The organism is Streptococcus merionis DSM 19192 (assembly GCF_000380085.1).
Taxonomy (GTDB): domain Bacteria; phylum Bacillota; class Bacilli; order Lactobacillales; family Streptococcaceae; genus Streptococcus; species Streptococcus merionis.
The window spans coordinates 86,986-111,719 of the sequence record NZ_KB904556.1 but is presented as its reverse complement, the minus strand read 5'-3'; the positions used below and the strand labels follow the sequence as shown (position 1 = coordinate 111,719).

Below are 24,734 nucleotides of genomic sequence, written 5' to 3'. Positions count from 1 at the left end.
TGATACCCCTTACAAAAAACACCCTGTAACAAAATGATAGCATTTCTCTACATGATGTGTCAAAGCGTTTTCAGAAACCAAGTGGATTCAGACACGGGACATTCCAAGGTTGGTAAAAATTTCTTAATGTTCTTCACAAAAAGGAGCCCTGAGGCTCCTTGAATGTTCAACCATTCAAATCTTTTCTTTGATAGATGGCAAGACTGCCTACAAAGGCCAGAATACTCAAGCCAAAAGCTATCGCAAGACCTGTCCAATTGATGGCGCTGTCGCTCCAAATGTCTACTCCACTGGCAAAGTTGTAGGGTGTCCAGTTTTTAAGAATATCAATATCTGGTACAACCCGACTCATCATATCCATAACATAGAAAAGAAGAGTCAGACCCAGTGCTCCCCCGATTTGCTTTTTGCGACTCAGAGCTGAAACGAGGAAACAGATCGTTGCGAGCTCAATTTGTAAGAAAAGAGCCAAGCCATGATAGGTCAGGAATTTTTCCCAGGCAAAGTCTAGATTGAGTTGCCAGATGACGATAGCTTCAATGCCTATAATCAGAGCATTGAAGAGGAGGAGACTGACGAATATGGCAGCATACTTCCAAAGGACAATCTGCATGCGGCTAAAAGGCAACGTATAAAGAAATTCACTGGTATGCCCTTCTTCTTCCTTGGATAAGGCAGTCGCTCCTAACATGGCAGCAAACATACCAGCACCAAGGCCAAACATGAGGGCGATTTCTGTCGCAAAATAGCCCCCCAGCGTTGCTAAACTCACCTTATCCAAGCCGAGAGCCTTGGCCATATCTCCCATATTCGCATAGAGTTTAGCTGTTTCAGCCAACTGTCCCTCCACACTTTTATAGAGCCAGATACAGCCTGCACAAATAAAGGCAACTGTAACTGACCAAATCGCCAGACTCTTCAACCCTTGTTTTAATTCATGCTTGAGTAGAATCATGGGCACCCTCCTCATAATACTGCATAAAGAGTTCTTCTAGCGATGGCTCTTCTACTAGAAAATCATCTGGAGCTAGGTTCGCTAATCTTACTAGCAATTCCTGACTAGAGCCTGTATGTACAAAGGTTTCCTCTTGACCATTTTTCCAAACCCTTACTTGTTTTGCCTGCGTGTGGGTAAGATTTTCCACACTATCAACCGTCAAAAGTTCCCCATCTTTGATAATAGCAACACGATTGCAGTAATTCTTGATTTCTGAAAGAACATGAGAAGATAGGAAACACGTCGCTCCCTTGGCACAAGCCTCCTTGACCAGACCGAAAAAGCGCTCCTGCATGAGGGGATCTAGCCCTGAAGTTGGCTCGTCTAAAATAAGTAAGTCTGGCTTGTGTTGTAGTGCACAGACAATGCTGACCTTCTTGCGATTTCCAAGTGACAAATCCTCAATCTTCTTATTCACTGGAACATCCAAAATCTGGCAAAGGCGTTCAGCTTCCTGCGAGCAATCCATTCCCCTCGCCTTTGCTGCAAAGTCAATCACTTCCTTAACTTTCATTTTAGGATAAAACATGGCCTCTGAAGGCATATAACCGATATGGTGAAGGGCGTCTGCTAGACTACCATACTGGTTGCCAAACAGGGTCATTTCGCCAGAGGTCTTGTGAATCAGACCCAATAAACAGCGAATCGTTGTTGACTTGCCGGCACCATTTGAACCTAGAAAACCAAAAATCTCCCCTTCTTCCACACTCAAGGACACGTCTCTGACTCCCATGTGCTTGCCATAGTATTTTTGGAGATGACGTATTTCAATAACATTGGTCATTCCTTTCCCCTTTCCTTGTAATCTTTCAGCAGTTGATTGAGGTGCTTGCTGTCAATTCGACGTTTGAGACGGTTAAAGTAAAAGAAGCTCAAATCCTTCAAAAGAACATAGACCACCAGCGCCAACTGCGCCAGCCCACTGCCATCAAACCAACAAAAAACAGAACCCGCCACACCGTAGAGCAAGGGGCAAACAAAGAGCCCCAATAATCTGCGTCCTCGCAGGTGGTCTGCCTCATCAAAATTTCCAAAAATCCAATACTGAATCTGAGTTACCACATAGACCACCAGAACCATCTCAATCAGAGTTAAAATGGATACAGTCGAGCGCCCCTGCCAGAGTTGGTAGCAGATGGCAAAAAAATAGAGGACAAAACAGTAGGTTGCCGTCTTATATTCAATCGCAATTTCTTGGCTTAAAAAGTTCTGCCACTTAGTTTTCATCTTGAACTCCCTCCTGTAAGACTTGCCTTAATTCCCCTGCAAACTTTCGCGAAATAATCACTACTTCACCATTTTCCAGAGTGGCTTCAATCCGTCCGAATGATTGACTTTTAAAGGCAGAAATCCGATAAATATTGACCAGCATCCCCTTGGCACAACGAAAGAAACCATTACTACCATAAGTAGCCGATAAATCTTTTAAGGTCTGAGGAATTTGATAAACCATGTGGTCTGTATAGGCAAAAGTCTTGCCATCAACGCTCTCAAAATAGAGAATATCATCTACTTGCAAAAAGACGTTCCCCTGTTCACTCATCCCTAAAATCTTCTGATGACCCTTCTCCACCAAGGTGCAGATCGTTTGAAGGGTCGGCGTCATTTCTCGATAGCGAATCAGCACCCCTTCTTCTTGCTTGGCATCTATTTTTTCCAGTCTTAGTTTCACTGACACCTCTCCTTTGGGATTATTATAGCAGAAAATTCAATTTTTATATGCGCGCAGGCTGTAAGATGCAAAATCAGGACTTAAGATGCAAAAAAACTTGACTAATCCACCTTTTTCCGATACAATATTATCTGTTATGGCGTATGGCGGTATAGCCAAGTGGTAAGGCACGGCTCTGCAAAAGCTTGATCGTCGGTTCAAATCCGTCTACCGCCTTTTTTATAGCCTTACAGAAGAGGCCTGTTCTTTTAGGAGAGCAGGCTTTTTCTGTGTCTTAAAGGTCTATTTGCAACGACTTCTTTTTTCTGTTATACTGATGAAAATTTACAAGGAGTATTGCCATGAAAAAATTGCACCATCATAGTCATATTCGGGTTCTTAGCCCGTCCTCGTCCATTTCACGCCTAGGTGGTATCAAGGCGAACCTCTCTGCCAAAGCCAAGCTAGAAGCCTTAGGGTTTCAGATTTCTTTCTCAAAACACTACGAAGAATCAGATCTTGTCCAATCTGCTTCGATCGCTAGTCGTGTGGAAGATTTGCACGAGGCTTTTGCTGATCCAAGCGTCGATGGTATTCTAGCCACTATCGGTGGCTTCAACTCTAACGAACTCCTTCCCTACTTGAACTATGATCTTATCGTGCGAAATCCTAAAATCATTTGTGGTTACTCAGATTCCACAGCCTTTCTCAATGCGATTTTCGCAAAGACAGGTATGAAAACCTATATGGGACCATCCTATTCCAGTTTTAAGATGGTTGAGGGGCAACAATATCAATCTGATATGTGGTTGCAGGCGATGACACAAAATTACTATGACCTTGTTCCTAGTGACGAATGGTCTAGTGACCCTTGGTACGACCCTAGTCAGCCACGAAAGTTCTTTCCGACTGAATGGAAGACTTACTCAGCCGGTCAGGCCTCTGGTATCATCATTGGTGGGAACCTTTCGACCTTTATTCTTCTTCAAGGCACACCTTACGCGCCCAAAGTCAAGGACTATATCCTTTTTGTCGAAGAATCCGAAGTTGATGATTACACGGAGTTCATGCGGCATTTGGCATCTCTCTTGCAGGTCTATCCTGATCCCAAAGCACTTGTTATCGGTCGTTTTCCAAAAGAATGCCAGATGACTGAGGAAATGTTGCGCTTTATCTTAGACAAGCACCCTATTTTAAAAAGAATCCCTGTCCTTTACGATCTGGACTTTGCCCATACGCAACCTCTCTTTACCATAACCATCGGTGCTCAGGCATATCTAGACACCAATCAGCTAAAAATAACAGTCAAAGAATAAGGGGATTACTTACTAGACAAAAAGCTCATCAAACCTTGCCCTCAATATCAATAGTGACCTCGCTAATCCCGTGCTCTAGCAGGCATTGACGAATTTTTTCCTTAGTTAGTTCTTGATTTGTCACAGTATTCTCTTTAAGCGTTAATCGAACGAGAGCCTTATGATGACTGCCATCCATGGACCAGATCTGTAGGGCGCTAAGACTTTTAATTTGCACAATAGATAAAAGCTCTTTCTGCAATTGTTCTGTATCCAAGTCCTGAGGACAAGCTTGAAGAAAGAGCAGTAAGCATTTCCACAGCTCTGGTAAAGACTTTGTCAGCATAAAACCTGAAATGAGAACGGAAAGTAAGGGATCTAAGACATACCAATCCTTAAAATGGAGTATAATAGAAACTAAGATAAGAGCAAGCCAACCCAGAGTATCTTCTAAAAAGTGAAGGCTCAGTATTTTCTCATTGTGAGAATGCCCTTTCTTGAGAACAAGTGTTGCCAAGACATTAGTAGCAACAGCAAATAACCCCAAGATAAGCATGCCGCTATAATTGACTGGCTGAGGATTGAAGAGCTTCGGGATACTAAACACAAGGACTGATATGGAGCCAAAGACGAGGATCACACCAGTAGCGAGGGCACCAAGCAGACTAAAGCGTTGATAACCCATGGTAAAGCGCTTATTAGCAGGTTTATCAGCCAGATTTTCCATCAAGGCTGCAAAACCAATGGAGACCGCGTCACCAGCATCATGAACTGCATCAGAAATCAGAGCTGAGGAGCGAAATAAAAGACCACAGACGAGTTCGATCAGAGAAAAGCTGATGTTGAGAATAAAGGCAACGAGAACACGGGCTTTAGATGTCATGAGAAGCTCCTTTTAGTATCATAATCGTGTGTTTCTAAAAACCTTTCCTCACAAGTAAGGTTTCTAGGTTCAAGAAATTGTTTTTCGATAGTCAAGACCGCTTTTTGGGAATCAAGGCTGGCTAAGAAAGAAGTTTCTCCCTTTATTGCTTTCAAGCTCAGCTAGTCTGCACCAAAAGTACCTCATTTATCCAGATTGTTCCGCTAACTAGACAAGATACCCGTAGGTCAAGCGTTGGTCGTTCAACATTTTACAAGTCTTGATTTGCAGGGCGAGACGACTTTTATCCTATTCCCAAAACAGTCTTGAATGCAAGTGTTGGACGGTGAATACAGGTTCTACATTCATCTTCCCATGAAATCTATCGCAATGCTAGAGTTAAAAAGAAGGAGCTGTTCAAAGTTGAACAAAAATTCTCAAATGTCTATGATAAAACATCCCAATCGTCAGGCTAGACGGACACAAAGTACTATTTATCAAGCCTTTATAGATCTTTTGGCAGAAAAAAACTACAACGACATTACTGTTCAGGAGATTATTGACAGAGCAGATATTGGCAGGGCTACTTTTTATAATCATTACGCCAGTAAGGATTTGCTGCTGGAGCAACTATGTCAGGAGCTTTTTCATCATATCTTTAGGCATGATAGCCAGATTGGACCTGAGGAATTTTTGCGTCATGTTTTTAGGCATTTTCAGGAAAATCAACACAAGATTGCCAGCCTTTTATTGGCGCAAAACGACTATTTTATCAGGCAGCTCACTATCGAAATCGAGCACGATGTCTACCCTCTTCTAGTTTCTTATTATAGCTTAGACCAAAAGGACATCCCCGAAGCCTTTTTAAAACATTTTGTTTGTTCAAGTTTTATTAGTAGTTTGGAGTGGTTTTTGCGAGAAAAGACGCCTCCTGAGATTACTGATTTAGTAGACTATTTTTTAAAAGTTGTGGTCTAAATTTGTTTAGCAAGGGCAAGAACCTTGCTGAATCCTCTTTATCGCCTCTAAACCGCAGGTCATAAAGAGAGCGAATGAAATAGAACACTATTTGTCAAGAAATCAGAACAAAAACGAATGAGCTTTCCTTTACCATTCAAAGAGAGAAGATCATTCGTTTTCTGTTAATTTTTGAGCTTTTTAGGGCCTGTTCAGATGTATTTCAAATGGATACAAAATAAGCTATCAAGCCAATCAACCAGAGGTGAAACGGATAAAAGAAATAGAAAAAGTATTTGCTGTACACCGTCTGTAATCCCCGCTCACCATTGTATAAATACATGAAAGGCAAGACTGTAATAAAGAGCCAGTCCGAATTATACAACAACATGCTAAGTGTCTCTTGCCAGCTTGGATAGACTTGAAAACTGAGAATTAGCAAGAACAAACTCAAGATAAGATAGGAAAGCGTTCGTAGTCCTTTCTTTTCACGAAAAGCATAGGTCAAAACGATGAACGGAATCATCAGAATACCGCCTTCTGTAAGGACAGCCGCAAGAACACCGACTAACGCTGCAAGCAAGATTCTTAGACCCTTTTGAGGAATCAAGCTTTTTCCATCACCCCAAGCTAATTGCAATACTAATACACCTCCTGCTAGGGTCATGAAAATATTATTGTCAATATATATTTCCTTGCTAGCTAACAATAGGTTCAATAAGCTATTACCAAGTAACATCACAACAGAGGCAGTAAATAACCGCCCAATATAACGCCAACGGCTACGGGTGTGGGTAAATCCTTCTACTGCCATAAAAGCAAAAAAGACACCTACACAACGGGTTAGCGCGTGAAAAACACCCTCTGTTGTTGGACTAAGTAGACCTGGAATCAAATGAAGATGATCTAAGACCATTAGAAAAGCCATACCCAACTTTAATTGAAAAGCATCAAATCGTTTCATATTGTATACCCCATTTCTCAAATAATTCCGTTATCATTCTATCACATCAAAATCAGGTATTTTCTTACAGTTTTGTAAGGCTAGGATTATCATAAAGTCAAAATGGTGAGAACAAAAAGCAAGGTCGGTAAGACCAAACAAGGAGGCTTTGATTTTTTTAGGTCGCTACGTATCCACGGATAAAGACACTCAGTAACATAGTAGGATGCTGTCTCTCTCATATCCATTTTTTCGCATAAAAACTAATCCGTAACACACGATAATCATTGGTTACAAAGAGATTATAGACGCTATTGAGTTATGAATAAAGTAGTTTCGCTCCAGAAGGAAATCCTAAAAATCATTTATTTTTTAGCAAACTCTCGCCACCACTGATAAAACAAATGAATAAAAAAGAACAAGGATTGATTAACAGAAATAGTAATCCAATCCTTGTTCGTTTTTTGGTGTTCTAGTCAGGCTTCTATCCAGTACCAACTTATAATTCTGCGATTTGGCTCAAGTTGACTTCTGCTACGGTGTCATTACCGAACATGGAGATTATCATCTTAACCTTGTTGTTGTCAATCTCAGAAACTTTCCCCTCATAGCCTGAGAAGGCTCCGTCAATGATACGAACCGTATCGCCCACGCGCACATCAATAGAAAATTCTTGCACGCTTTGACCCATTGATGCCAAGATTGCGCGGATTTCTTCTTCTAAGAGTGGTGTTGGCTTCGAACGATTCCCGTGAGAGCCTACGAATCCTGTAACATTTGGCGTGTTACGCACGACAAACCAAGCTTCGTCAGTCATAACCATCTCAACTAGAACATAGCCTGGGAAGCGATTTTCCTCAACCTCTTTCATCTCGCCTTTTTTCTCCACCTGAACGGTCTGAGTCGGGATTTCCACGCGCAAGATGTTTTCCAACATATTGTATGTTTGCGCACGTTGCAAGAGGTTTTCTTTTACTTTATTTTCATAGCCTGAGTAGGTTTGTAGCACAAACCAACCTTTATCAAAACTGTCCATAAGATTTTCCTTTCAAAAAAGAGCCTAACGGCTCTCTATTTGATTTTATTATACCTTAAATGCCTTTGCTTGACAACTATTTAGAAGAAGTTAATCAAGCTGAGGACGCCACGTGAAATGGCTAAGTCAAAGAGGTAAATAACAGCCACAAAGAAGGCTGTATACTCAATAACTGAGAGAAAATCGGCCCAGCGCTGTTTACTGTCTGGCCAAGTCGTATCGGCTAAAATTTGGATGGTGTCACTAATGAATTTCATCTTATCTCCTTTTTATCAATGCTTTATCTGGTTTCTTTGTGTAAGGTATAACCCCCACAGTGTTTGCAAAATTTATTCACCTCTAGTCGTGTCGGTTTTTGGTTACTGCTCAGCTGAATGGAGTAATTCCGCGAGCCACACACCGTACAGGCTAGACTTCCTTTTTTCAATGCCATTTCAAGCCTCCATACATGTCCTAACTATTTTAGCATTTTATCTGGGTCTTGACAAGCTATTGAAACAAACTCTTAATAGTTTCCCAGAGATCTAGTACTTTTTCAGGAATATTAGCTTCTTCGATGGCCTTCTTGGTTTGGTCCATAATTTGCTCTGCCTGCTCTTTCACGGTTTCTAGGATTTCAGAAGCAGTATCAGTCGTTTGACCCGCCTCATTGACAGGTGCGATACCGTTTTCGGCGTAGGTATTTTCCTGAGTAAACTCAGTTCCAGCTGTATAAGGGAGGATACTGTTAGCTACTGTTTTGAAAATGGTTGAGGCTTGGTTAGAAGAGGAGCCTTCAAGATAATGGTTTTCGTCCGTCTTAGAGAAGCCTAGCCAGTGGGTGATGACCACATCTGGTGTGTAACCGATGACCCATTGATCACTAGCTACATTAGGATCAAAGTTCGTTTCTGTCGTCCCAGTCTTACCTGCCATAGTATAGCCATAAGGGGCTGCATAAACGCCTGTACCATTAGAAAAAGTCCCCAACATCATACTGGTCATTTTGTTGGCCACTGCGCTATCCATGACCCGTGTTTTTTTCGATTTGTGCGTTTTGAGAACCTTACCATTAGCTGTCTCGATGCGAGTAATGAGGTGTGCATCAGCCCTGACACCATTATTGGCAAAGGCAGAATAGGCCTGAGCCATCTGGAGAGGATTGGTCACAACACCTCCGCCAAGCGCAACACCCAGCTCCTGAGGTACTTTACTCATATTAAGGCCAAATTTTTTTCCATAACTAAAGGCTGTATCGATTCCCAACTCGTTGACCGTTGCAACCGCAGGGATATTGAGTGATTGCGCTAAGGCTTGGTACATGGGAACCGTTCCTGTTTCTGTCCGAGAGCTCATGTAATTATCCAGCGTGTAAGCACCGTAGGTGGTCGTTGTGTTATCTAGTTCACGGTCGGTTGCCCAACCAGCGGCGATGGCAGGTGTATAGACAACTAGGGGTTTAATCGTTGACCCCGGACTACGCTCAGACTGTGTAGCATAGTTAAAACTGCGATAGGTGTAGTTTTCACTCGAATTAACACGACCAACTAGAGCACGAACGCCGCCTGTTGACGGATCCAGAGCCACCGAAGCAGACTGAGCCAACTCACCATCACTGTAAGCGACAGGAAAGAGACTATCTTCATTGTAGACAGCTTGGATATTAGCTTGGTAAGTCTGGTCAAGTTCTGTATAGATTCGCAAACCATTGTTCACAATGTCGCTCTCTTTAAGTCCGTACTTGGTCGTGGCTTCTTCAATAACAGCATCAAAATAGGACGGGTAGGCATATTTGCTACTGCGACCAGCATAGGCATCGTTGAGTTGCCCATTCATATCTACGTCCGCAGATTCGTCTGCTGTCGCCTGATCAATATAACCTGCATCCACCATGACTTGGATGACCGTATTGCGACGATTGGTCGCATTTTCCAGTGAATAATAGGGATTGTAAACCTCTGGACCTTTGAGCATGCCTGCTAGCGTTGCAGCCTGCGAAAGCGTCAACTGACTGGCTGAGATCCCAAAATACTTAAGACTCGCGTCCTCAACACCCCAAACCCCATTGCCAAAATAGGCATTATTGAGGTACATGGCCAAGATTTCGTCTTTCTCATAGGCCTTGGTTAACTCCAACGCCAAGAAAAACTCCTTGGCTTTTCGCGTCACGGTCTGCTCCTGAGTCAAATAAGCATTTTTAGCCAATTGCTGGGTAATGGTAGAGCCACCACCAGCCCGCCCAAGAGTCAGAATAGCCAGAGCAAAGCGACCGAAATTAATCCCAGAATTTTCATAGAAGGTTCGATCTTCTGTAGCAATAACCGCCTGCTCCATATAGTCTGAAATAGCATCCAGCTGAACATAGGTACCTTTTTGCCCCGACAGACTCCCTGCCTCTACGGCATCTTTGTCATAAATAATCGTTTCTGCCTGAAGCGCCGCCTGCAGGTCTTTGACATTGGCAGTCTTTGCCAAGAAAAAGAGCCAACCACCCGTAACCACAGCTGCGGTAGCCATCAGAATCAGCAAAATCTTGGTCAAGTGGTAACGGCGCCAAAAGCGACGAAAAGCTGACTGGCCTTTTTTCGGCTCTTTTGCTTTACCAAAACGCCGTCTTCGGCTAGATTTACTAGTCGCTTCAGTCTGGTAGGATTCTGGAGCATCACTGACTGGTCCTTGATCAAATGTTAAGTCTTCAGCGACAGCCTCTACATCTTCACCTTCTCGTTCTGTCTCATCTGGCAAGAAATACTTGCGCATAAAGTTTTCAAAAAATTGCTTAGGGTTCATCTCGTTCTCCTTTCTTGAAAACTGTCTCTATTATACTATATCTGGCCTTTTTCGTCTCAATTTGGCCGTCTAGCAAGAGTTACAAACAATTTTTACCCAAATTTTATGATAGAATAGAGGAAAGTTTATTTGTGAAAGAGAGATAGTCATGTCAGATATTTTTGATATTACAATTATCGGAGGCGGCCCTGTTGGACTCTTTGCTGCCTTTTATGCTCATCTGCGCCAAGCCAAGGTCAAAGTTATTGATTCCCTACCACAACTTGGTGGTCAACCAGAGATTCTCTACCCTGAAAAAACGATTCTAGATGTGCCAGGTTTTTCCAACATTACAGGAAAAGAATTGACCGAAAGTCTCCTCAAGCAATTGGCAACGTTTGAAACAACCATTCATCTCAATGAAACGGTGCTGGACATTGAAAAAAGTGAAAATCTCTTCACCCTTCGTACCAACAAAACAGAGCACTTAACAAAGACAGTCCTGATCGCCATGGGTGGTGGCGCCTTCAAGCCAAGGGCGCTTGAGTTAGAAGGTGCAGATGATTTTGACAATATCCACTACCACGTAGCTGATATCAAACAGTATGCCAATCAACAAATCGTCGTTCTCGGCGGGGGAGATTCAGCTGTTGACTGGTCTTTGGCTTTTGATCAGGTTGGTAGTCAAACAACGATTGTGCATCGCCGAGATAATTTCCGAGCCTTAGAGCACAGTGTCGAGGAATTAAAAGCGTCAAATGTGACCATCAAAACGCCATTTCTCCCTAGCGGTCTGGTTACTGAGAGTGACAAAGTTACTCAGCTTGAAATTACAAAAGTTAAGTCGGATGAAATCGTGCTTCTGCCTGTTGACCACCTTTTTGTTAACTATGGCTTTAAGTCCTCAGTTGGCAATCTCAAACAGTGGGGACTTGAACTCAACCGCCACAAGATTGTCGTTGATTCCAAGCAAGCCACCTCTGTACCAGGGATTTTCGCTGCAGGCGATTGCTGTTTCTATGAGGGAAAGGTTGATCTGATTGCGACCGGATTTGGCGAAGCTCCAACTGCCATCAACAACGCCATTAACTACATCAATCCAACCGAAAAAGTACAACCCAAACACTCCACCAGCCTTTAAAAAGAAAGGATTTCCATGAAAGAAAGAACTGACTTAAAAGCTAAAGCCCTTGAACTTCTAGAAGAGCGCGGCGTCACCATGGACGACCTATCAGACTTGGTCATGTACCTGCAAAACAAGTACATTCCAGACTTGACCAAACAACAGTGCATGGAGCACATTTCAGCTGTCCTTGAAAAACGGGAAGTCTACAACACCATTATCACAGGAATTGAAATTGACAAATTAGCCGAGAAGGGCAAATTGTCTCAACCCCTCAATGATATTCTGATGGCTGACGAAGGCCTTTATGGGATTGATGAAATCTTGGCTCTATCTATCGTCAATGTCTATGGCTCAATCGGGTTTACTAACTATGGTTATATTGACAAGGTCAAGCCTGGCATCATTCAGAAATTAGATTCTAAGGTTGGCGGCCAGTGCCATACTTTCTTAGATGACATCGTCGGTGCTCTAGCTGCAGCTGCTGCTAGTCGGTTGGCCCATTCTGACCCAAGTAAGAGCGCTATCGCCAATAAAAATTAAGCCATTCACGCTAAGAACCTGTAGTCACAGCTCAACATTCTCACACAAGCTCTTTTTCACTATTTATCTTTTAACTGTTGCCATAAAAATTTAGCACAACAAATTGACAACATCTGCCTGACGATACGTCAGCATTTCTTTAAAAACTCCCTTGATTCTCAAAAAACAATCTCTGAATCAAAGGATCTTAGTTGTGAGTACAGGTGCTAATATCTCCAAACAGATCCAGCAATCACTTTTGCTTGGTCTGTTTTTTATCTTGTGTTACAATAATCATTATGGACAAAATCATTAAAACCATCTCAAGTAATGGCGCTTTTAGAGCTTTCGTGCTAGATAGCACAGAGACTGTCAGACAGGCGCAAACCCTTCATAAAACCCAAAGTTCATCCACTGTGGCACTCGGTCGTACCCTGATTGCCAACCAAATTTTAGCCGCTAATGAAAAAGGGCAAACCAAGGTTACCGTCAAGGTGCTAGGCAACAGTTCGCTCGGTGCCATCATCTCCGTCGCTGACACTGACGGTCATGTCAAAGGCTATGTGCAAAACACAGGTGTTGATATTAAAAAAACCGCTACTGGAGAAGTTGTGGTTGGGCCTTTTGTTGGCCAAGGGCAATTTTTGGTCATCGTGGACTACGGTACAGGCCATCCCTACACTTCTATGACTCCTTTGGTTACTGGTGAAATCGGAGAAGACCTCGCTTATTTCCTGACAGATAGCCAACAGACCCCTTCTGCTGTCGGGCTCAATGTTCTTTTAGATGAAAAGGATCAAGTTGAGGTAGCTGGTGGGTTTCTCGTTCAGGTTCTGCCTGATGCCAAAGAAGCAGATATTGCTCGATTCGAGAAACGCCTGCAAGAAATGCCAGCTATTTCAGAATTATTAGCCTCTGAAGACCATATTGATGCTCTGCTTGCTGCTATCTATGGCGAGGAGGATTACAAGCGACTCTCCGAAAGCCCGCTCAGCTTCAATTGTGATTGTAGTTACGACCGCTTTTTCACTGCTCTAGCTAGCCTACCAAAGGCAGATTTAGAAGCCATGCGTGACGAAGATAAGGGAGCGGAGATTGTCTGCCAATTCTGCCAGACCGCTTACACTTTTACCCCAGAAGATTTGGAGGAGCTCATTCGTGAAAAACCTTAACACGCCTTTTATGATCGGAAATGTGGAAATTCCCAATCGTACTGTGCTAGCTCCTATGGCTGGTGTGACCAACTCGGCCTTCCGTACCATTGCCAAAGAAATGGGAGCGGGCCTTGTCGTGATGGAGATGATTTCAGAAAAAGGAATCCTCTACAATAACGAAAAGACGCTCCACATGCTCCATATCGATGAAAACGAAGCCCCCATGTCCATCCAACTTTTTGGTGGCGATGCGGATTCTCTGGCTCGGGCCGCAGTCTTTATTCAGGAAAATACAAAAGCTAATATCCTTGATATCAACATGGGCTGCCCGGTCAATAAGGTCGTCAAAAATGAAGCAGGTGCCAAATGGCTTCGTGATCCCGAAAAGATTTACCATATCGTCAAAACTGTCACCTCACATCTGGACATCCCATTGACGGTCAAGATGCGAACGGGTTGGGGAGATGCCAGTCTGGCTGTTGAAAATGCTCTAGCCGCTGAATCAGCAGGAGTAGCAGCCCTTGCCATGCACGGCCGCACTCGCGAACAAATGTACACAGGCCATTGCGACCATGAAACCATCGCAAATGTGGCCAAAGCTATCACGAAGATTCCTTTCATCGGTAACGGAGACATCAAAACCGCGCAGGATGCTCGCTTCATGATAGAAGAGTTGGGGACAGATGCAGTTATGATTGGGCGCGCTGCTATGGCCAATCCTTATATCTTCACTCAGATTAATCACTACTTGGAGACGGGCGAAGATTTGCCTGACCTTAGCTTTGAAGACAAGATGAAAATTGCCTACGAGCACTTGACCCGTCTTATTGCTCTAAAAGGCGAACGGGTCGCTGTACGTGAATTTCGTGGTCTCGCGCCACATTACCTACGCGGAACGTCTGGTGCTGCCAAGCTCCGTGGCAAAATCGCTCGCGCAGAAACCTTGGCAGAAGTTAATGATATCTTAGGATATCCCTCACAGACAATTGAGTTGAGATAAATTTTCTTTTTCTTAAATCTCTTTAAGGAAACTTTAAGCAAGTCAGGATATACTTTATTTATCCTAAAATTTTTCATATTCTCCCTAACAGAACGAGATTGAGTCAAAAGATTCAGTCTCGTTTATTTTATAGTTTAAACAGTTTGACGCAGTAGTTATCTAATTTATAGAGGTGGTCGATTTCAATGAAATCACGACTTCTTATACATCATCTTCACCGATTAGGTGCTTTTTAGGGAAGTGAGAGCGATACGTCTGTCTCACTCCTTTTTACGTGCGATGAACATGTCGTTCAAAATAAGGGATTCCCAATCTGGAAAGGTTTTGCATCCCCTATAACGATATGATATAATGGCCAATAAGGAGGCATTCGTATGTCGCAACAACGCGTTTTACCTTATATTATTTTAGGAATGTTGGCTAATGAAGCTGATCTCACCGGTCGTCAGATTAGCGAATTGTTTGAAACAGAAATTGGTAATTTCTGGAAAGCCACCCATAGCCAAGTCTATCCTGAACTCAAGCGCATGGTCAAAGAAAAATGGGTTTCCGTCCATGAGCGCCCTAGCAATGCTAAAGAGCGTTATTACAAAATTACCGCTACCGGACAAGCGCAATTAGATCAATGGGTGTTAGAACCTAACAGTACCCCACAACAAAAAGACCTCTTTTCTCTTAAAATGTTCTTCATTAAGGACAGCCGAGACCCTCGGATTCCTAGACTTATTGAGGAGCAAATTCAGATTTTGAAGAATCAGCTAGAAACTTTTTATGCTAGGAAAAATTTACTTTTCAGCCAACGCGAACAAATCCAAGAAAACTACGGCCATTTTTTGATTCTGACACGGGCCATTGCTCGCTGTCAGGGACAAATTCAGTGGTTAGAACAATCGCTAGCCTATCTTGATTGTTAAAAGAAAGCGTGTTCTTTAAGATTTCTCTAGCATTTTTATCAAATTGTGCTATAATCTTCTATGTATTCTTCGTCAGAAGATAAGGTGACATGCTCTAAAAAGGGATTTTACCTAGAGCATGCTGAACCTGCAACAGGTTTCTTTTTTTGTGAGTTTAAAGTCTCCTATCTTAGAGCCTAAACTTATCGTGACAATGCGTCACTCCAATAGGACTGATTTCTCGTCGCATGTCTTAATTCATATCTCATTTAACTGAACTCGGCCTAAAAACTCAGCGAAAACGAGACACAGCAGTTTTGTTTTAGCTCCTTACAGGTGTATTTTCCTTTAAACACCTATCAGCTCGTTGCTAGTCTCCAAGGGTAATCTCCTAGTTTCGCACAGGTTTCTAAATGGTCACATATCTCACTTTAAGGAGTAAATCATGGCAGCTTTAAATGCTCATTCCCATTCCACTACCAACTCTGAACTGATCAGCAATCTTGCCAAATCGATTGATAAAAAAGAGGATCTCTCGCGCCACAGTTTTACAAGGTACGCTGTTCGTTCTATGCTGGCTACTCTTTTTTTGAGCTTGGGAACTGGTGTTGCTTTTTATATCGCAGGCTATGCTGATAACCTTGTTCCCCATTCTGGAAAATTGCTCTACGCTTTCATGTTTAGCTGGTCGCTGGTCATGATTGTTTACATGAATGCTGAGCTGGGAACATCCAACATGATGTACATGACCAGTGCCGTATATAATGGCAAACTTCGTGTTTTAACAGCCTTAAAGATTCTTGCAACCTGTATCTTCTTTAACTTTATCGGTGCGGTGATTTTCGCTTACTTACTGTCTTTGACAACACCGTACAGCCACCTAACACCTGATCACTATCTCTTTGAAGCAGTTTCTGCTAAACTTGCCAAAACACCATTGACACAATTCGTTGAAGGGATTTTTGCCAATATCGTAGTGAACACATCCGTCTTTGTGACCCTGCGTATGAAAGATGATGCTGCCAAAGTCTGGGCAATGATTTTCATCATCTACATCTTTGCCTTCCTTGGCTTTGAGCACGTTATCGCTAACTTCGTTTCCTTCTCACTTGCCTTCTTTGCCAATGGAGGACCAGTGGAGGGTATGACAATCTGGAGCGTTCTATCGAACTTCCTCTTCTCAGGTCTCGGCAATTATGTCGGAGGCGGACTTCTGATCGGACTTCTCTACTCTTGGCTCAATAAAAAATCAGATGTCTATGTGGACTAATATAAAAGAGGCTAGACTCACAAGTCCCGACCTCCACAAAATTAATACAATCGAATAAGCTGGACACATAGGTTGATGTGCTCTAATCTGCTGATTACCAGCTATTACAGCCCCATAACTGTGCGGGAGCGAGGTAAAAATCGTCATTTCGAAATGATGACTTTTACCTCGCTCCCCTTTTTATGATTTCAGCAAAGTCAAAATTGCTTTGAGCTTCTCGTGTTGTTCCTCTTCTGGCATTTCCGACAAAATCTGCAACAACTGATTTAACTCGCGTTGATTAATTTGCAAATCAAATTGAAAAAATTCACTGTAAGAGGTTTCTAAAGTTTCCAACAGCTTATCAATAGTCTCCAATCGAGCATTGTACCGCCCATTTTCAAATTTATTAACGTATCGCGGATCAAGGCCAGAATCAACAGCCAGCTTTTCCTGACTATACCTCTTTTCTTTGCGCAATGTTCTAATTCTTGAGGCAATAAAAGTCGTTAAATTCTCTTTTTTCATGCTATCTATCCTTATAAAGCAATAATAGCATTAAAAAGAAATATTTTTTATGACACTATAAGGAATAAGATTCTCTATAGAGAATCTTATGATATAATAAAAAATAAAAAGAGGTATTTATGGCACAGAAACAACAGTTGGATTCTCCACAAACAGGCGATAATATGTATGATGTCTTTATGCAAACTTTGGTTGCTGCTAGTCAATTGCCCTTTGTCAAAGTTGATCGTCAAACTTTTCTTCGAAAACAATTCAAAAACGATCCTCATTTGAAAACTATCTTGGAAAAAGGGCCACAGAGGGTTTATAAACCCGAAGCACTTGAAAGAAAAGCAAAAAAGATCATTTCCGAAATGACGCTCCAAACGTCTGCGGCCTCCTTTGTAGCTGGTTTACCTGGTGGACCTGCTGCTCTTGCTGCAGGGACTGCTGATGTGGTACAGTTTTATGGGTTTGCCCTCAACCTTGCACAGCAAATCGCCTATCTTTACGGTGAGAAAGAACTTTTTAACAATGGTGGAAAAGACCTAGATGAGGAGGTCAAGATTAGGATCATTGCTTATTTAGGAGGTATGTTCGGAATCGCTGGTGCAACACCTCTCATTGCCAAAATTGCTAAGGACACTGGTCAAGCAATGGGTAAACGTGCACTAGCTAAACCACTTACCAAAACAGTCTGGTATCCCATTATCAAACAAATTGGAAAATCACTTGGACAACGTGTCACTAAACAAACTGTTCAAAAAGCTGCAAATAAGATCGTCCCTATCATTGGTGGTGTCCTATCAGGTGGTCTCACCTATCTTACTTTTAAACCATTAGGCGAGAACTTGAGTACTGTTTTCGTCAAAAATCTTCGAGGAGAGTTTGATGAAATGTTAACAGAAGCTGATTTAAACCCTAAATTCTTGAATCAGATCATCTCTGAAACGGCAGATACTGATCTTATTGAAGAAGCCCAATTTACTGAAAAACATTAAAAATCTGGTCATTGGCCAGATTTTTTGCTTGTCTGCAAAGAATTTGTTGTCGCGGTCATTTTGGAAAAAAAGAGCTGTTTGCTGGTGTAAACTCCCAAGAAGCTAGCTAGACAAAGAAAGAGAATGGCCAGCTGATCGACAGACAAAATCAGAATGAGACCTGACACCAAGAACTGCATACTAGCTGTCCCTAGTTGGAAGTAGGTCCCCACAATTCCATTGAGAGTGGCGAGCTTTTCCTCTGGCATAACTGTTAAGAAAAGAGTGCTGAATTTAGGATTGATGGCGCCAATCAATATCCCCGCTACCAACATAGTTCCCATAAAGAGATAGGGTTGATGGAACATGAAGGTCAACATGACAAGGATAAGGCCTGCGGTTGAGAGTCCTAAGAGACGATTAATGGTCCAGTCTTTCATGACATTCATGACCATAATGCCTCCTAAGATATTGCCTAACATAAGGGCAATAGACACGCTAGCTAAAGTGGAAGCTGGGCTGATAAAGATAAAGTTCTGATCAGCTTTCATCATGAGAACCACCAGGGTAGTGATGACTGAGAAAAGGGCATTAAGGGCAGGGACGATAACCAAAGACAGCCGCAATTCTGGAACTTTGGTCAGTTCACCCATACCATCTTTTAAACTTTTTAGAAAAATTCCCTTCTCTGTCTGTTTGGGTTGCTCTGCTATTTTCAAGGGACGTTCTGCCAGCAAGCGATTTACTCCAGGCGTGATAAGCGTCATGGCTAGGAGCGCTACTGCAAATGTTCCTGCATTTAAAAATGCCAGATGATTGTAAGCAATGAAACTGACAAGACCAGCAGAAACTGCCTTGAAGATGATATTAGCACTGAGTTTGACTGTCTGGCTAAAGGCCATGGCCTGCTGACGTTCTTCCTCAGAGATAATCCGAAGTATCAGTGGTGTGAAAAGACCATTTTCATACTGGCCAGCAAAGTCAGATAGAAGGTTGATAACCGCTGCTACCACCACTATCCAAAGGGCTGGTGGAAAGCCCATAATCAAACCTAAAATCAGGTATAGAGCAACTCGAAAAATCAGGGTAAACCGTATAGCTTTTAGCTTGTCTCTGGTTCGATCTGATAGATAGCCGGTCACGACATAGGCAAATATGGGCAGAATCTCAGACAGGTTAACAATGGAAAGAGCTAGTCTCATATCTTTTAGCGCTAAGATGTAGGTCATCAGCGCCAAATAGTAAAGGATATCCCCAAAGTTTGATACCATGTCTGCTAAAAGGGAAGTCATATAAATACGGTTTTTGATAATATTTTTCATTTTGCCACCTCTTTTTTCTGAATTTTCTGTAAATTTTACATTTCATAAAAGAGCATCAGTATGCTCTTTTATTTTATTGTCAATGATTTTGTCAATTGCTTTCAAAGATAGATAATCTCCAAGCTGCTGAAAACGAGAGAGCCCGTGATTTCCAATTGATGCGTTGGTGAGGTTGGTTTCCCACTCTTTTGAACAGAGCTAAAGACCTTATCGCCAGTGATTTTAACCTCCCACTGACTTGGTACAAAGAGCCTGAGGCTGGAAAAGACCGTGTCTCCTGAGTAGGTCGCCTGATTTCCAGACATCATCGCATGATCAAAATAGATTGACGCGCTAGAAAAAACAACATCGCCTCCGACATCTGTGAATTGGGTATCATTGACATAACGGGTCGCTGTCCCAAAAACCGTGTCCGTCTCAGACGAGTGAACTCCTGTAAAATCCTCCCTATCCGTCCAACCTAAAAGCTTAGCTTTCCCATCTAAGCTGCGATAATAGCTTGGAGGATTGACCAAAAAACTTAAACCAACATAAAACAAAACCCCAGCCAAAATCAGTAGCCACAGACTAATCCTAATCCACTGAAAATGCCCATTCAGCAGAATAAAGACGATATAGCTTCCAATAATGCTTGCTTTAATACTTCTCCTGAAAGCATTTTGTAGAGCGTCGACTGAAAAAACAATGATAAGAATTAGACGCCAGAGCGGCATTCCAAAATCAGGAATCACCAGAAAGTCCTTTAATAAAATCAGGCCTGCCAAGGCAATCAAGCCTAGGCCTATGATATTTTTTTTCATCATTCTACCTCGTTTCTCGTAATTTTTCTTTTAGTAGTTGGTAATAATGCCGTGAAACATGAACCTGCTTGTGAGTCTTGTAAAAGCTGACCGTGCTGGTACCAGAAAAAGATCGGTCTAACGAATAAATGGGCTTGGTATTGACAATAGTCGACTTGGCCACCCGGCAAAAATATCTCGGCAAATGTTCCTCAAGCTCATAGAGTTTGAGTCTTACTTCGTAAGCATTATCCCTAGTGTGGGCAAAAATCTTGGCCCCATCTGTCTCAAAAAAGAGGACATCCATCAGATTCAGGAAATACTCGCTGGTGCCTTTATAGAAAACTAGGGCAGACGTTGACAACTGAGCCAAAGCCTGCTGGATTTGTTCCACCTGACCAGATAAATCCTTGCTTCGAATGACAACTTCAACATCCTCTAGCTGATCATCCAACTCAATCTTGATTTTCATAGGCACCTCCTTTCACAAATTACAAAACGATTAAAACAAACGATCTCCTGAATCAAAGGAGCTTACCGACAAATACAGATTATTAGAAAATATGAGAACCCGATGAGCTTCCATATCCAATGGAGTTACACCTTTAGCCCAACTTCAATTTTTTTGATAATCTTATTGTAGCAGACTTTTGAAAAGAAACAAGCCTTTTTCAGTAAGTGGTTAGCTGAGCAGGGTAAGTGGTCGAATTTGGAGGATAAGAAAAGCGCCGCACACACGACGCTTTCCCAAGGAGGTTATGAAAAAGATTTAGGAGGTCCTGCAATTACTTGCTGGATGGTTTATAGTATAGCCCCCTTAACTTAACCCAACCTGAAAGAATTCTTATAATAAGCTTAACTGAGCCGATACGCTGAACTAACCAAAGACTTTTTTAAGCACTTCCCCCAAGGTCACAACACCAATGACCTCAATAGCTTTAGGTAGCTTAAGTCCTGTGAGAGAATTTTTTGGAGCGTAGATCTTAGTAAAGCCTAGTTTAGCAGCCTCGTTAATGCGTTGCTCAATGCGATTAACACGACGAATTTCACCGGTCAAACCGATCTCTCCGATAAAACAGTCCTGAGGATTGGTCGGCTTGTCCTTGTAACTCGAAGCGATAGCAACAGCCACAGCCAAATCAATGGCTGGCTCGTCCAGTTTGACACCACCAGCGGACTTAAGGTAGGCATCTTGATTTTGTAGGAGAAGGCCCGCCCGCTTTTCCAGAACCGCCATAATAAGACTAGCGCGGTTAAAATCAAGTCCTGTTGTCGTTCGTTTAGCATTTCCAAAGACGGTTGGCGTTACCAAGGCCTGAACCTCAGCTAAGATCGGGCGTGTTCCTTCCATGGTCACCACGATAGCTGAGCCCGTTGCCCCGTCCAGCCGCTCTTCTAGGAAGACCTGACTAGGATTGAGCACTTCGACCAATCCAGAAGATTGCATCTCAAAGATGCCGATTTCATTTGTTGAGCCGAAGCGATTTTTGACAGCCCGTAAAATGCGAAAGGTGTGCTGACGCTCGCCTTCAAAATAAAGCACGGTGTCCACCATGTGCTCCAACATACGAGGACCAGCCAATGTCCCTTCCTTGGTCACATGCCCCACGATGAAGGTCGCCATGTTATTGGTCTTGGCCAGCTGCAGGAGTTCCCCAGTCACCTCACGAACCTGACTGACTGAGCCTTGGACACTAGTGATGTCTGGCGACATGACCGTTTGGATCGAGTCAACAATCAGAAAATCTGGCTGGATCTTCTCAATTTCCGCCCGAATCCGCTGCATATTCGTCTCGGCAAAGAGGTAAAATTCGTTGTTGATGTCACCCAGACGTTCTGCCCGAAGTTTGATTTGCTGGGCTGATTCTTCTCCAGAGACGTAGAGCACAGTCCCAAGACTGGCCAGTTGGGTTGAGACCTGCAAGAGCAGAGTTGATTTTCCGATACCGGGATCGCCCCCAATAAGCACCAAACTACCTGGGACAACACCACCACCCAGCACACGGTTAAACTCTTCCATCTCCGTCTGGGTACGGGCGATTGAGCTGGACTCAACTTCATTTAGTTTGATAGGCTTAGCTTGCTCACCCGTTACGCTAACGCGGGCATTTTTGACCTCTGCAACCTGAACTTCTTCTACAAAAGAAGACCAAGAGCCACAGTTAGGACAACGGCCCAGATATTTGGGCGAATGGTAGTCACAGGACTGGCAGATAAAGGTTGATTTCTTCTTAGCGATGATGTGTTCCTCAATTTCTAATCGTTTTAGCTCATAGGTCTATGTCACAAGTCACAAATTGGCAGTAATCAATGTGATCAAGTGGAACAAACTGACGCATCAGCATGCCATGAGTAACAACAGCAACCGTCTCATACTGGCAATACTTTTTCAGCGCCAGTAGAAAGCGCGCCTTGACTTCTGCTCCTGTCTCGTAGCGAATGGGGCTATCACTTGGCAAATTGCCGTCATTAACCATATAGGTCTGATGAGCTAGCGCCAGCTCAACTTCTGTGTAGTTCAGACCATCCAAATCGGGCCGCCACTCGTGGAAAAATGGCTCTACCAAGAGGTTAATGGCTCGATGGCGGGCCATATAAAAAGCGGTCTCCAAAGCCCGGGTGATAGACGAGGAAATGATGACCTCCGCTTCATCCAATAAGGGATTCTGCGCAGCCTCTTGAGCCAAAAGACGCCCACGCGCTGTTAGTGGTGCTAAATCCCGCCCAAATTCTACATAAGCCTGCGGATTCTGAGCCTTATCCAACATGCTGTAATCTGGCTCACTATGACGGATAAAAATAACTTTCATCGCAGTCTCCTAGTTTCCTGTTGACCCGAAGCCACCAATGCGCTCACCAGAAGCATCGTCACCATCTGCCAGCAAAAATGGGGCAAATACCCCCTGTACCAAACGCTCACCAGCTTCAAGTACAACAGGTTCGTTGGTGATATTTTGCATCTGAGCAAAGATATGGCCTTCGTTGCTCTCATTGTCATAATAATCACCATCAATAACCCCGACAGAGTTAATCAAAACCAACCCTTTCTTGCGGGGATTAGACGAACGGTCATAAAGATAGAGCACTTCATTTTCCTGCATATAGGCCTTGATGCCTGTCGGAACCAGACAAATCTCACCTGGAGCGATGGTCATGCTCTCTGCCACCTTCAAATCATAGCCTGCCGCATGAGCTGTCTCCCTCTGAGGAAGCAGCTCCTTCCGATGGGCAAATTGACTAATCAGTTCAAATCCTCGTAAACGCATCATGTCATCATCTCCAATCATTTTTCTCTCCCCATTATACTATATATTCGCGATTCATGGCCAAGGTTGAGCAGAAATCTGCGACAAAGACAGGAAAAAGCTATTTAAAAAGATAAGAAGCTGTCATCACAGGTGAAGGACTTTAATTCAGAAAACCGTTTTTTAAAGAGACGATGATCAGTCATGGAAAATTAGTCTTAAAACGAAAGTATGGATTCTGACTACAAGTTCTAAGACGCCTTGGACACCAACGTATATTCGATGATTGCTCTCAATTTTTCTCTAAACATCCTAAAATAAGAGTAAACCTATTAGTAAAAGCCAACCACCAAAAACATGACAGTTCTAGAAAAACATTCTCTTACACACTTAGATTGATAGCAAGCTGGCTGACGTCCATCATTTGACAACCTCAAAAAGAACTTGGCTGACAGCTTTATCCAGCCATCTGGCGTAATCTTTGAACGTCCGTCTCACCGTCGCTTGGTGTTTGAGGGCAAGCGGTTTTGGAGAGGTCACGACAAAGCGAATCCCCTGATTCTGGTGCGCCATGGTCCAAGTTGCCCGTAATTTTCCCTTGATTAAAACCAAGGCCGAAATCTGGCCACCCTTTTTCCAGACCAATGGTTGCGCCTCTGCGGGAATCAAAACAGATTTGTGCCTATAGGCAACTAGTAGAGGATCAAATTTTCCCAAGACCAAGACCTCAGGAATAGTGATATTTTCGTGCCAATCGGTCACATAGTAAACCTTATTGTGATCAGTCAGTTGATAAAGACCAGCCAGATCCTCTTTGTCAATCTGATCCTGCTTTATGCCAAAAAAATGGGCCGCATCAGCCAAGGTGGCTGGACCATAAAAAGCAAAATAACTTTCTAATAAGTCTTTTGAGACCTCAGCCGGTTTTTGCAGGATCTGATTTTCCCAGATCACTAAGCGGTCATGAGCTAGCAATTGTTGGTAGAGCTGACCAGTTCGCGACGCCTGCAAGAAAAGGGCGCTCCAAGTAAAGAGTTGCGCCCAGCGATCACCGTAGGCTTGCGCCAACTGGCTTCGTGTCTGAGGGTGAACCAACATCTTTTGAAGCTCTACTAGAGCACTGTCCAAGTTCAGCCCCTCTTCTTCAAAGTATTTTTCCACCCAGATTCGCTCTTCTGACAAATAACTGGCCATTTTCAGCCATGTCGCCTTGTCGTAAAAATGATAGGTCTGGCGTTGTCCCCAAGCTAAAATAGCTGATTTAATGCTCTTTGTGACCTTGTCGTTCTTACGCAACAACAGCCGAGTGGATAGATTAAACAGGCCGTGGTTGATGTACTGCGACTGAACCCCCAGCGCAGCCATTAACAAACTTTCCACATCTTCATAGGGATTAACGAAACCCTGATTGTAAAAGCGTTGGGCCAAAATATCAGTCTGGTTAACTATTTTCATGAGTCTCTCCTTCTTT

27 protein-coding genes and 1 tRNA gene are annotated in these 24,734 nt (G+C 43.0%); 10 read left to right on the top strand and 18 right to left on the bottom strand.

Translation table 11 applies throughout. The features are described 5' to 3' along the window. Positions 1–166: 166 nt before the first annotated feature. From A3I5_RS0108455 to A3I5_RS0108440, 4 genes are read right to left on the bottom strand one after another with little or no spacing between them, the layout of a single operon-like run. On the bottom strand, positions 167–955 hold the full coding sequence (locus A3I5_RS0108455; protein ID WP_018374162.1) for an ABC transporter permease subunit: 789 nt from the start codon (positions 953–955) through the stop codon (positions 167–169). After that, complete coding sequence (locus A3I5_RS0108450; RefSeq protein WP_018374161.1) at positions 936–1,781, bottom strand: ABC transporter ATP-binding protein; 846 nt, start codon at positions 1,779–1,781, stop codon at positions 936–938. The genes A3I5_RS0108455 and A3I5_RS0108450 overlap by 20 nt, the downstream gene beginning before the upstream one ends. Further along, positions 1,778–2,224 (bottom strand): hypothetical protein, encoded by a 447-nt coding sequence (locus tag A3I5_RS0108445; RefSeq protein WP_018374160.1) that lies wholly within the window; start codon positions 2,222–2,224, stop codon positions 1,778–1,780. Before A3I5_RS0108445 ends, A3I5_RS0108450 begins: the two co-directional genes overlap by 4 nt. After that, on the bottom strand, positions 2,214–2,669 hold the full coding sequence (locus A3I5_RS0108440; protein ID WP_018374159.1) for a LytTR family DNA-binding domain-containing protein: 456 nt from the start codon (positions 2,667–2,669) through the stop codon (positions 2,214–2,216). Before A3I5_RS0108440 ends, A3I5_RS0108445 begins: the two co-directional genes overlap by 11 nt. A 145-nt stretch (positions 2,670–2,814) precedes the next feature. Between A3I5_RS0108440 and A3I5_RS0108435 the strand changes: the two genes are divergently transcribed. Next, positions 2,815–2,885, top strand: a tRNA-Cys gene (locus A3I5_RS0108435). A gap of 125 nt (positions 2,886–3,010) precedes the next feature. Continuing rightward, positions 3,011–3,964 (top strand): S66 family peptidase, encoded by a 954-nt coding sequence (locus A3I5_RS0108430; RefSeq protein ID WP_018374158.1) that lies wholly within the window; start codon positions 3,011–3,013, stop codon positions 3,962–3,964. A 28-nt stretch (positions 3,965–3,992) separates the two neighbouring features. On the opposite strand, the gene A3I5_RS0108425 is transcribed toward A3I5_RS0108430, so the two are convergent. Next, positions 3,993–4,826 carry a cation diffusion facilitator family transporter gene (locus tag A3I5_RS0108425; RefSeq protein WP_018374157.1) on the bottom strand — a complete coding sequence of 278 codons (834 nt, stop codon included), beginning with the start codon at positions 4,824–4,826 and terminating at the stop codon, positions 3,993–3,995. Between the two features lie 420 nt (positions 4,827–5,246). Here A3I5_RS0108425 and A3I5_RS0108420 point away from each other — a divergent pair, with 420 nt between their 5' ends. Continuing rightward, the gene (locus A3I5_RS0108420; RefSeq protein ID WP_018374156.1) at positions 5,247–5,783 is read left to right on the top strand and encodes a TetR/AcrR family transcriptional regulator; all 537 of its coding nucleotides are present in this window, start codon (positions 5,247–5,249) and stop codon (positions 5,781–5,783) included. Between the two features lie 202 nt (positions 5,784–5,985). On the opposite strand, the gene A3I5_RS0108415 is transcribed toward A3I5_RS0108420, so the two are convergent. The 5 genes from A3I5_RS0108415 to pbp2a all read right to left on the bottom strand — a co-directional run bounded on the left by A3I5_RS0108415 (position 5,986) and on the right by pbp2a (position 10,510). Continuing rightward, entirely contained in the window at positions 5,986–6,726 is a 741-nt protein-coding gene (locus tag A3I5_RS0108415) for a TraX family protein (RefSeq protein WP_018374155.1), read from the bottom strand. Positions 6,727–7,204: 478 nt separating this feature from the next. Next, positions 7,205–7,741: a transcription termination/antitermination protein NusG gene (gene nusG / locus A3I5_RS0108410; protein WP_018374154.1), complete on the bottom strand. Its 537-nt coding sequence runs from the start codon at positions 7,739–7,741 to the stop codon at positions 7,205–7,207. 80 nt (positions 7,742–7,821) lie between these two features. Beyond that, positions 7,822–7,998 carry a preprotein translocase subunit SecE gene (secE, locus tag A3I5_RS0108405; RefSeq protein ID WP_018374153.1) on the bottom strand — a complete coding sequence of 59 codons (177 nt, stop codon included), beginning with the start codon at positions 7,996–7,998 and terminating at the stop codon, positions 7,822–7,824. 23 nt (positions 7,999–8,021) lie between these two features. Next, complete coding sequence (gene rpmG, locus A3I5_RS12380) at positions 8,022–8,174, bottom strand: 50S ribosomal protein L33 (protein WP_083903321.1); 153 nt, start codon at positions 8,172–8,174, stop codon at positions 8,022–8,024. A 56-nt stretch (positions 8,175–8,230) separates the two neighbouring features. Then, entirely contained in the window at positions 8,231–10,510 is a 2,280-nt protein-coding gene (pbp2a, locus tag A3I5_RS0108400; protein ID WP_018374152.1) for a penicillin-binding protein PBP2A, read from the bottom strand. 148 nt (positions 10,511–10,658) lie between these two features. Here pbp2a and A3I5_RS0108395 point away from each other — a divergent pair, with 148 nt between their 5' ends. The 6 genes from A3I5_RS0108395 to A3I5_RS0108370 all read left to right on the top strand — a co-directional run bounded on the left by A3I5_RS0108395 (position 10,659) and on the right by A3I5_RS0108370 (position 16,451). Next, the gene (locus tag A3I5_RS0108395) at positions 10,659–11,630 is read left to right on the top strand and encodes an NAD(P)/FAD-dependent oxidoreductase (RefSeq protein ID WP_018374151.1); all 972 of its coding nucleotides are present in this window, start codon (positions 10,659–10,661) and stop codon (positions 11,628–11,630) included. A gap of 15 nt (positions 11,631–11,645) precedes the next feature. Next, the gene (locus A3I5_RS0108390; protein ID WP_018374150.1) at positions 11,646–12,155 is read left to right on the top strand and encodes a phosphatidylglycerophosphatase A family protein; all 510 of its coding nucleotides are present in this window, start codon (positions 11,646–11,648) and stop codon (positions 12,153–12,155) included. A 278-nt stretch (positions 12,156–12,433) separates the two neighbouring features. Beyond that, entirely contained in the window at positions 12,434–13,306 is an 873-nt protein-coding gene (hslO, locus tag A3I5_RS0108385; protein ID WP_018374149.1) for an Hsp33 family molecular chaperone HslO, read from the top strand. Between the two features lie 10 nt (positions 13,307–13,316). Next, positions 13,317–14,288: a tRNA dihydrouridine synthase DusB gene (dusB, locus tag A3I5_RS0108380; RefSeq protein WP_051071102.1), complete on the top strand. Its 972-nt coding sequence runs from the start codon at positions 13,317–13,319 to the stop codon at positions 14,286–14,288. 374 nt (positions 14,289–14,662) lie between these two features. Then, complete coding sequence (locus A3I5_RS0108375; protein ID WP_018374147.1) at positions 14,663–15,202, top strand: PadR family transcriptional regulator; 540 nt, start codon at positions 14,663–14,665, stop codon at positions 15,200–15,202. A gap of 424 nt (positions 15,203–15,626) precedes the next feature. Beyond that, on the top strand, positions 15,627–16,451 hold the full coding sequence (locus A3I5_RS0108370; protein WP_018374146.1) for a formate/nitrite transporter family protein: 825 nt from the start codon (positions 15,627–15,629) through the stop codon (positions 16,449–16,451). A 180-nt stretch (positions 16,452–16,631) separates the two neighbouring features. On the opposite strand, the gene A3I5_RS0108365 is transcribed toward A3I5_RS0108370, so the two are convergent. Next, entirely contained in the window at positions 16,632–16,958 is a 327-nt protein-coding gene (locus A3I5_RS0108365; protein WP_018374145.1) for a helix-turn-helix domain-containing protein, read from the bottom strand. 119 nt (positions 16,959–17,077) lie between these two features. Here A3I5_RS0108365 and A3I5_RS0108360 point away from each other — a divergent pair, with 119 nt between their 5' ends. Further along, positions 17,078–17,938, top strand: coding sequence for a hypothetical protein (locus A3I5_RS0108360; protein WP_018374144.1), 861 nt, complete (start codon positions 17,078–17,080; stop codon positions 17,936–17,938). Between the two features lie 8 nt (positions 17,939–17,946). Here A3I5_RS0108360 and A3I5_RS11880 read toward each other — a convergent pair whose 3' ends face one another. From A3I5_RS11880 to A3I5_RS0108325, 7 genes are all read right to left on the bottom strand, one after another. Beyond that, a complete protein-coding gene (locus tag A3I5_RS11880; RefSeq protein WP_018374143.1) occupies positions 17,947–19,239 on the bottom strand; it encodes an MFS transporter in 1,293 nt (430 codons plus the stop codon). 101 nt (positions 19,240–19,340) lie between these two features. After that, entirely contained in the window at positions 19,341–20,042 is a 702-nt protein-coding gene (locus tag A3I5_RS0108350; RefSeq protein ID WP_018374142.1) for a hypothetical protein, read from the bottom strand. Position 20,043: 1 nt separating this feature from the next. Next, positions 20,044–20,490: a LytTR family DNA-binding domain-containing protein gene (locus tag A3I5_RS0108345; protein WP_018374141.1), complete on the bottom strand. Its 447-nt coding sequence runs from the start codon at positions 20,488–20,490 to the stop codon at positions 20,044–20,046. Between the two features lie 405 nt (positions 20,491–20,895). Next, complete coding sequence (gene radA / locus A3I5_RS0108340) at positions 20,896–22,272, bottom strand: DNA repair protein RadA (RefSeq protein ID WP_083903319.1); 1,377 nt, start codon at positions 22,270–22,272, stop codon at positions 20,896–20,898. A gap of 16 nt (positions 22,273–22,288) precedes the next feature. Next, the gene (locus A3I5_RS0108335) at positions 22,289–22,828 is read right to left on the bottom strand and encodes a histidine phosphatase family protein (protein WP_018374139.1); all 540 of its coding nucleotides are present in this window, start codon (positions 22,826–22,828) and stop codon (positions 22,289–22,291) included. 9 nt (positions 22,829–22,837) lie between these two features. Then, entirely contained in the window at positions 22,838–23,287 is a 450-nt protein-coding gene (locus tag A3I5_RS0108330) for a dUTP diphosphatase (protein WP_026216994.1), read from the bottom strand. A gap of 396 nt (positions 23,288–23,683) precedes the next feature. Beyond that, the gene (locus A3I5_RS0108325; RefSeq protein ID WP_018374137.1) at positions 23,684–24,718 is read right to left on the bottom strand and encodes a DNA glycosylase AlkZ-like family protein; all 1,035 of its coding nucleotides are present in this window, start codon (positions 24,716–24,718) and stop codon (positions 23,684–23,686) included. Between the last annotated feature and the right edge of the window lie 16 nt (positions 24,719–24,734).

What these genes read in the sequence shown, in the direction of transcription:
- A3I5_RS0108325 (WP_018374137.1), bottom strand. Translation starts at nt 24,718, where the DNA reads ATGAAAATAGTTAACCAGACTGATATTTTGGCCCAACGCTTTTACAAT.
- A3I5_RS11880 (WP_018374143.1), bottom strand. Translation starts at nt 19,239, where the DNA reads ATGAAAAATATTATCAAAAACCGTATTTATATGACTTCCCTTTTAGCA.
- A3I5_RS0108425 (WP_018374157.1), bottom strand. Translation starts at nt 4,826, where the DNA reads ATGACATCTAAAGCCCGTGTTCTCGTTGCCTTTATTCTCAACATCAGC.
- A3I5_RS0108420 (WP_018374156.1), top strand. Translation starts at nt 5,247, where the DNA reads ATGTCTATGATAAAACATCCCAATCGTCAGGCTAGACGGACACAAAGT.
- A3I5_RS0108415 (WP_018374155.1), bottom strand. Translation starts at nt 6,726, where the DNA reads ATGAAACGATTTGATGCTTTTCAATTAAAGTTGGGTATGGCTTTTCTA.
- A3I5_RS0108375 (WP_018374147.1), top strand. Translation starts at nt 14,663, where the DNA reads ATGTCGCAACAACGCGTTTTACCTTATATTATTTTAGGAATGTTGGCT.
- hslO (WP_018374149.1), top strand. Translation starts at nt 12,434, where the DNA reads ATGGACAAAATCATTAAAACCATCTCAAGTAATGGCGCTTTTAGAGCT.
- A3I5_RS0108390 (WP_018374150.1), top strand. Translation starts at nt 11,646, where the DNA reads ATGAAAGAAAGAACTGACTTAAAAGCTAAAGCCCTTGAACTTCTAGAA.
- A3I5_RS0108430 (WP_018374158.1), top strand. Translation starts at nt 3,011, where the DNA reads ATGAAAAAATTGCACCATCATAGTCATATTCGGGTTCTTAGCCCGTCC.
- rpmG (WP_083903321.1), bottom strand. Translation starts at nt 8,174, where the DNA reads ATGGCATTGAAAAAAGGAAGTCTAGCCTGTACGGTGTGTGGCTCGCGG.
- A3I5_RS0108335 (WP_018374139.1), bottom strand. Translation starts at nt 22,828, where the DNA reads ATGAAAGTTATTTTTATCCGTCATAGTGAGCCAGATTACAGCATGTTG.
- A3I5_RS0108445 (WP_018374160.1), bottom strand. Translation starts at nt 2,224, where the DNA reads ATGAAAACTAAGTGGCAGAACTTTTTAAGCCAAGAAATTGCGATTGAA.
- A3I5_RS0108455 (WP_018374162.1), bottom strand. Translation starts at nt 955, where the DNA reads ATGATTCTACTCAAGCATGAATTAAAACAAGGGTTGAAGAGTCTGGCG.
- A3I5_RS0108345 (WP_018374141.1), bottom strand. Translation starts at nt 20,490, where the DNA reads ATGAAAATCAAGATTGAGTTGGATGATCAGCTAGAGGATGTTGAAGTT.
- pbp2a (WP_018374152.1), bottom strand. Translation starts at nt 10,510, where the DNA reads ATGAACCCTAAGCAATTTTTTGAAAACTTTATGCGCAAGTATTTCTTG.
- A3I5_RS0108330 (WP_026216994.1), bottom strand. Translation starts at nt 23,287, where the DNA reads ATGATGCGTTTACGAGGATTTGAACTGATTAGTCAATTTGCCCATCGG.
- secE (WP_018374153.1), bottom strand. Translation starts at nt 7,998, where the DNA reads ATGAAATTCATTAGTGACACCATCCAAATTTTAGCCGATACGACTTGG.
- A3I5_RS0108350 (WP_018374142.1), bottom strand. Translation starts at nt 20,042, where the DNA reads ATGATGAAAAAAAATATCATAGGCCTAGGCTTGATTGCCTTGGCAGGC.
- A3I5_RS0108370 (WP_018374146.1), top strand. Translation starts at nt 15,627, where the DNA reads ATGGCAGCTTTAAATGCTCATTCCCATTCCACTACCAACTCTGAACTG.
- A3I5_RS0108395 (WP_018374151.1), top strand. Translation starts at nt 10,659, where the DNA reads ATGTCAGATATTTTTGATATTACAATTATCGGAGGCGGCCCTGTTGGA.
- A3I5_RS0108360 (WP_018374144.1), top strand. Translation starts at nt 17,078, where the DNA reads ATGGCACAGAAACAACAGTTGGATTCTCCACAAACAGGCGATAATATG.
- A3I5_RS0108365 (WP_018374145.1), bottom strand. Translation starts at nt 16,958, where the DNA reads ATGAAAAAAGAGAATTTAACGACTTTTATTGCCTCAAGAATTAGAACA.
- dusB (WP_051071102.1), top strand. Translation starts at nt 13,317, where the DNA reads ATGATCGGAAATGTGGAAATTCCCAATCGTACTGTGCTAGCTCCTATG.
- A3I5_RS0108450 (WP_018374161.1), bottom strand. Translation starts at nt 1,781, where the DNA reads ATGACCAATGTTATTGAAATACGTCATCTCCAAAAATACTATGGCAAG.
- nusG (WP_018374154.1), bottom strand. Translation starts at nt 7,741, where the DNA reads ATGGACAGTTTTGATAAAGGTTGGTTTGTGCTACAAACCTACTCAGGC.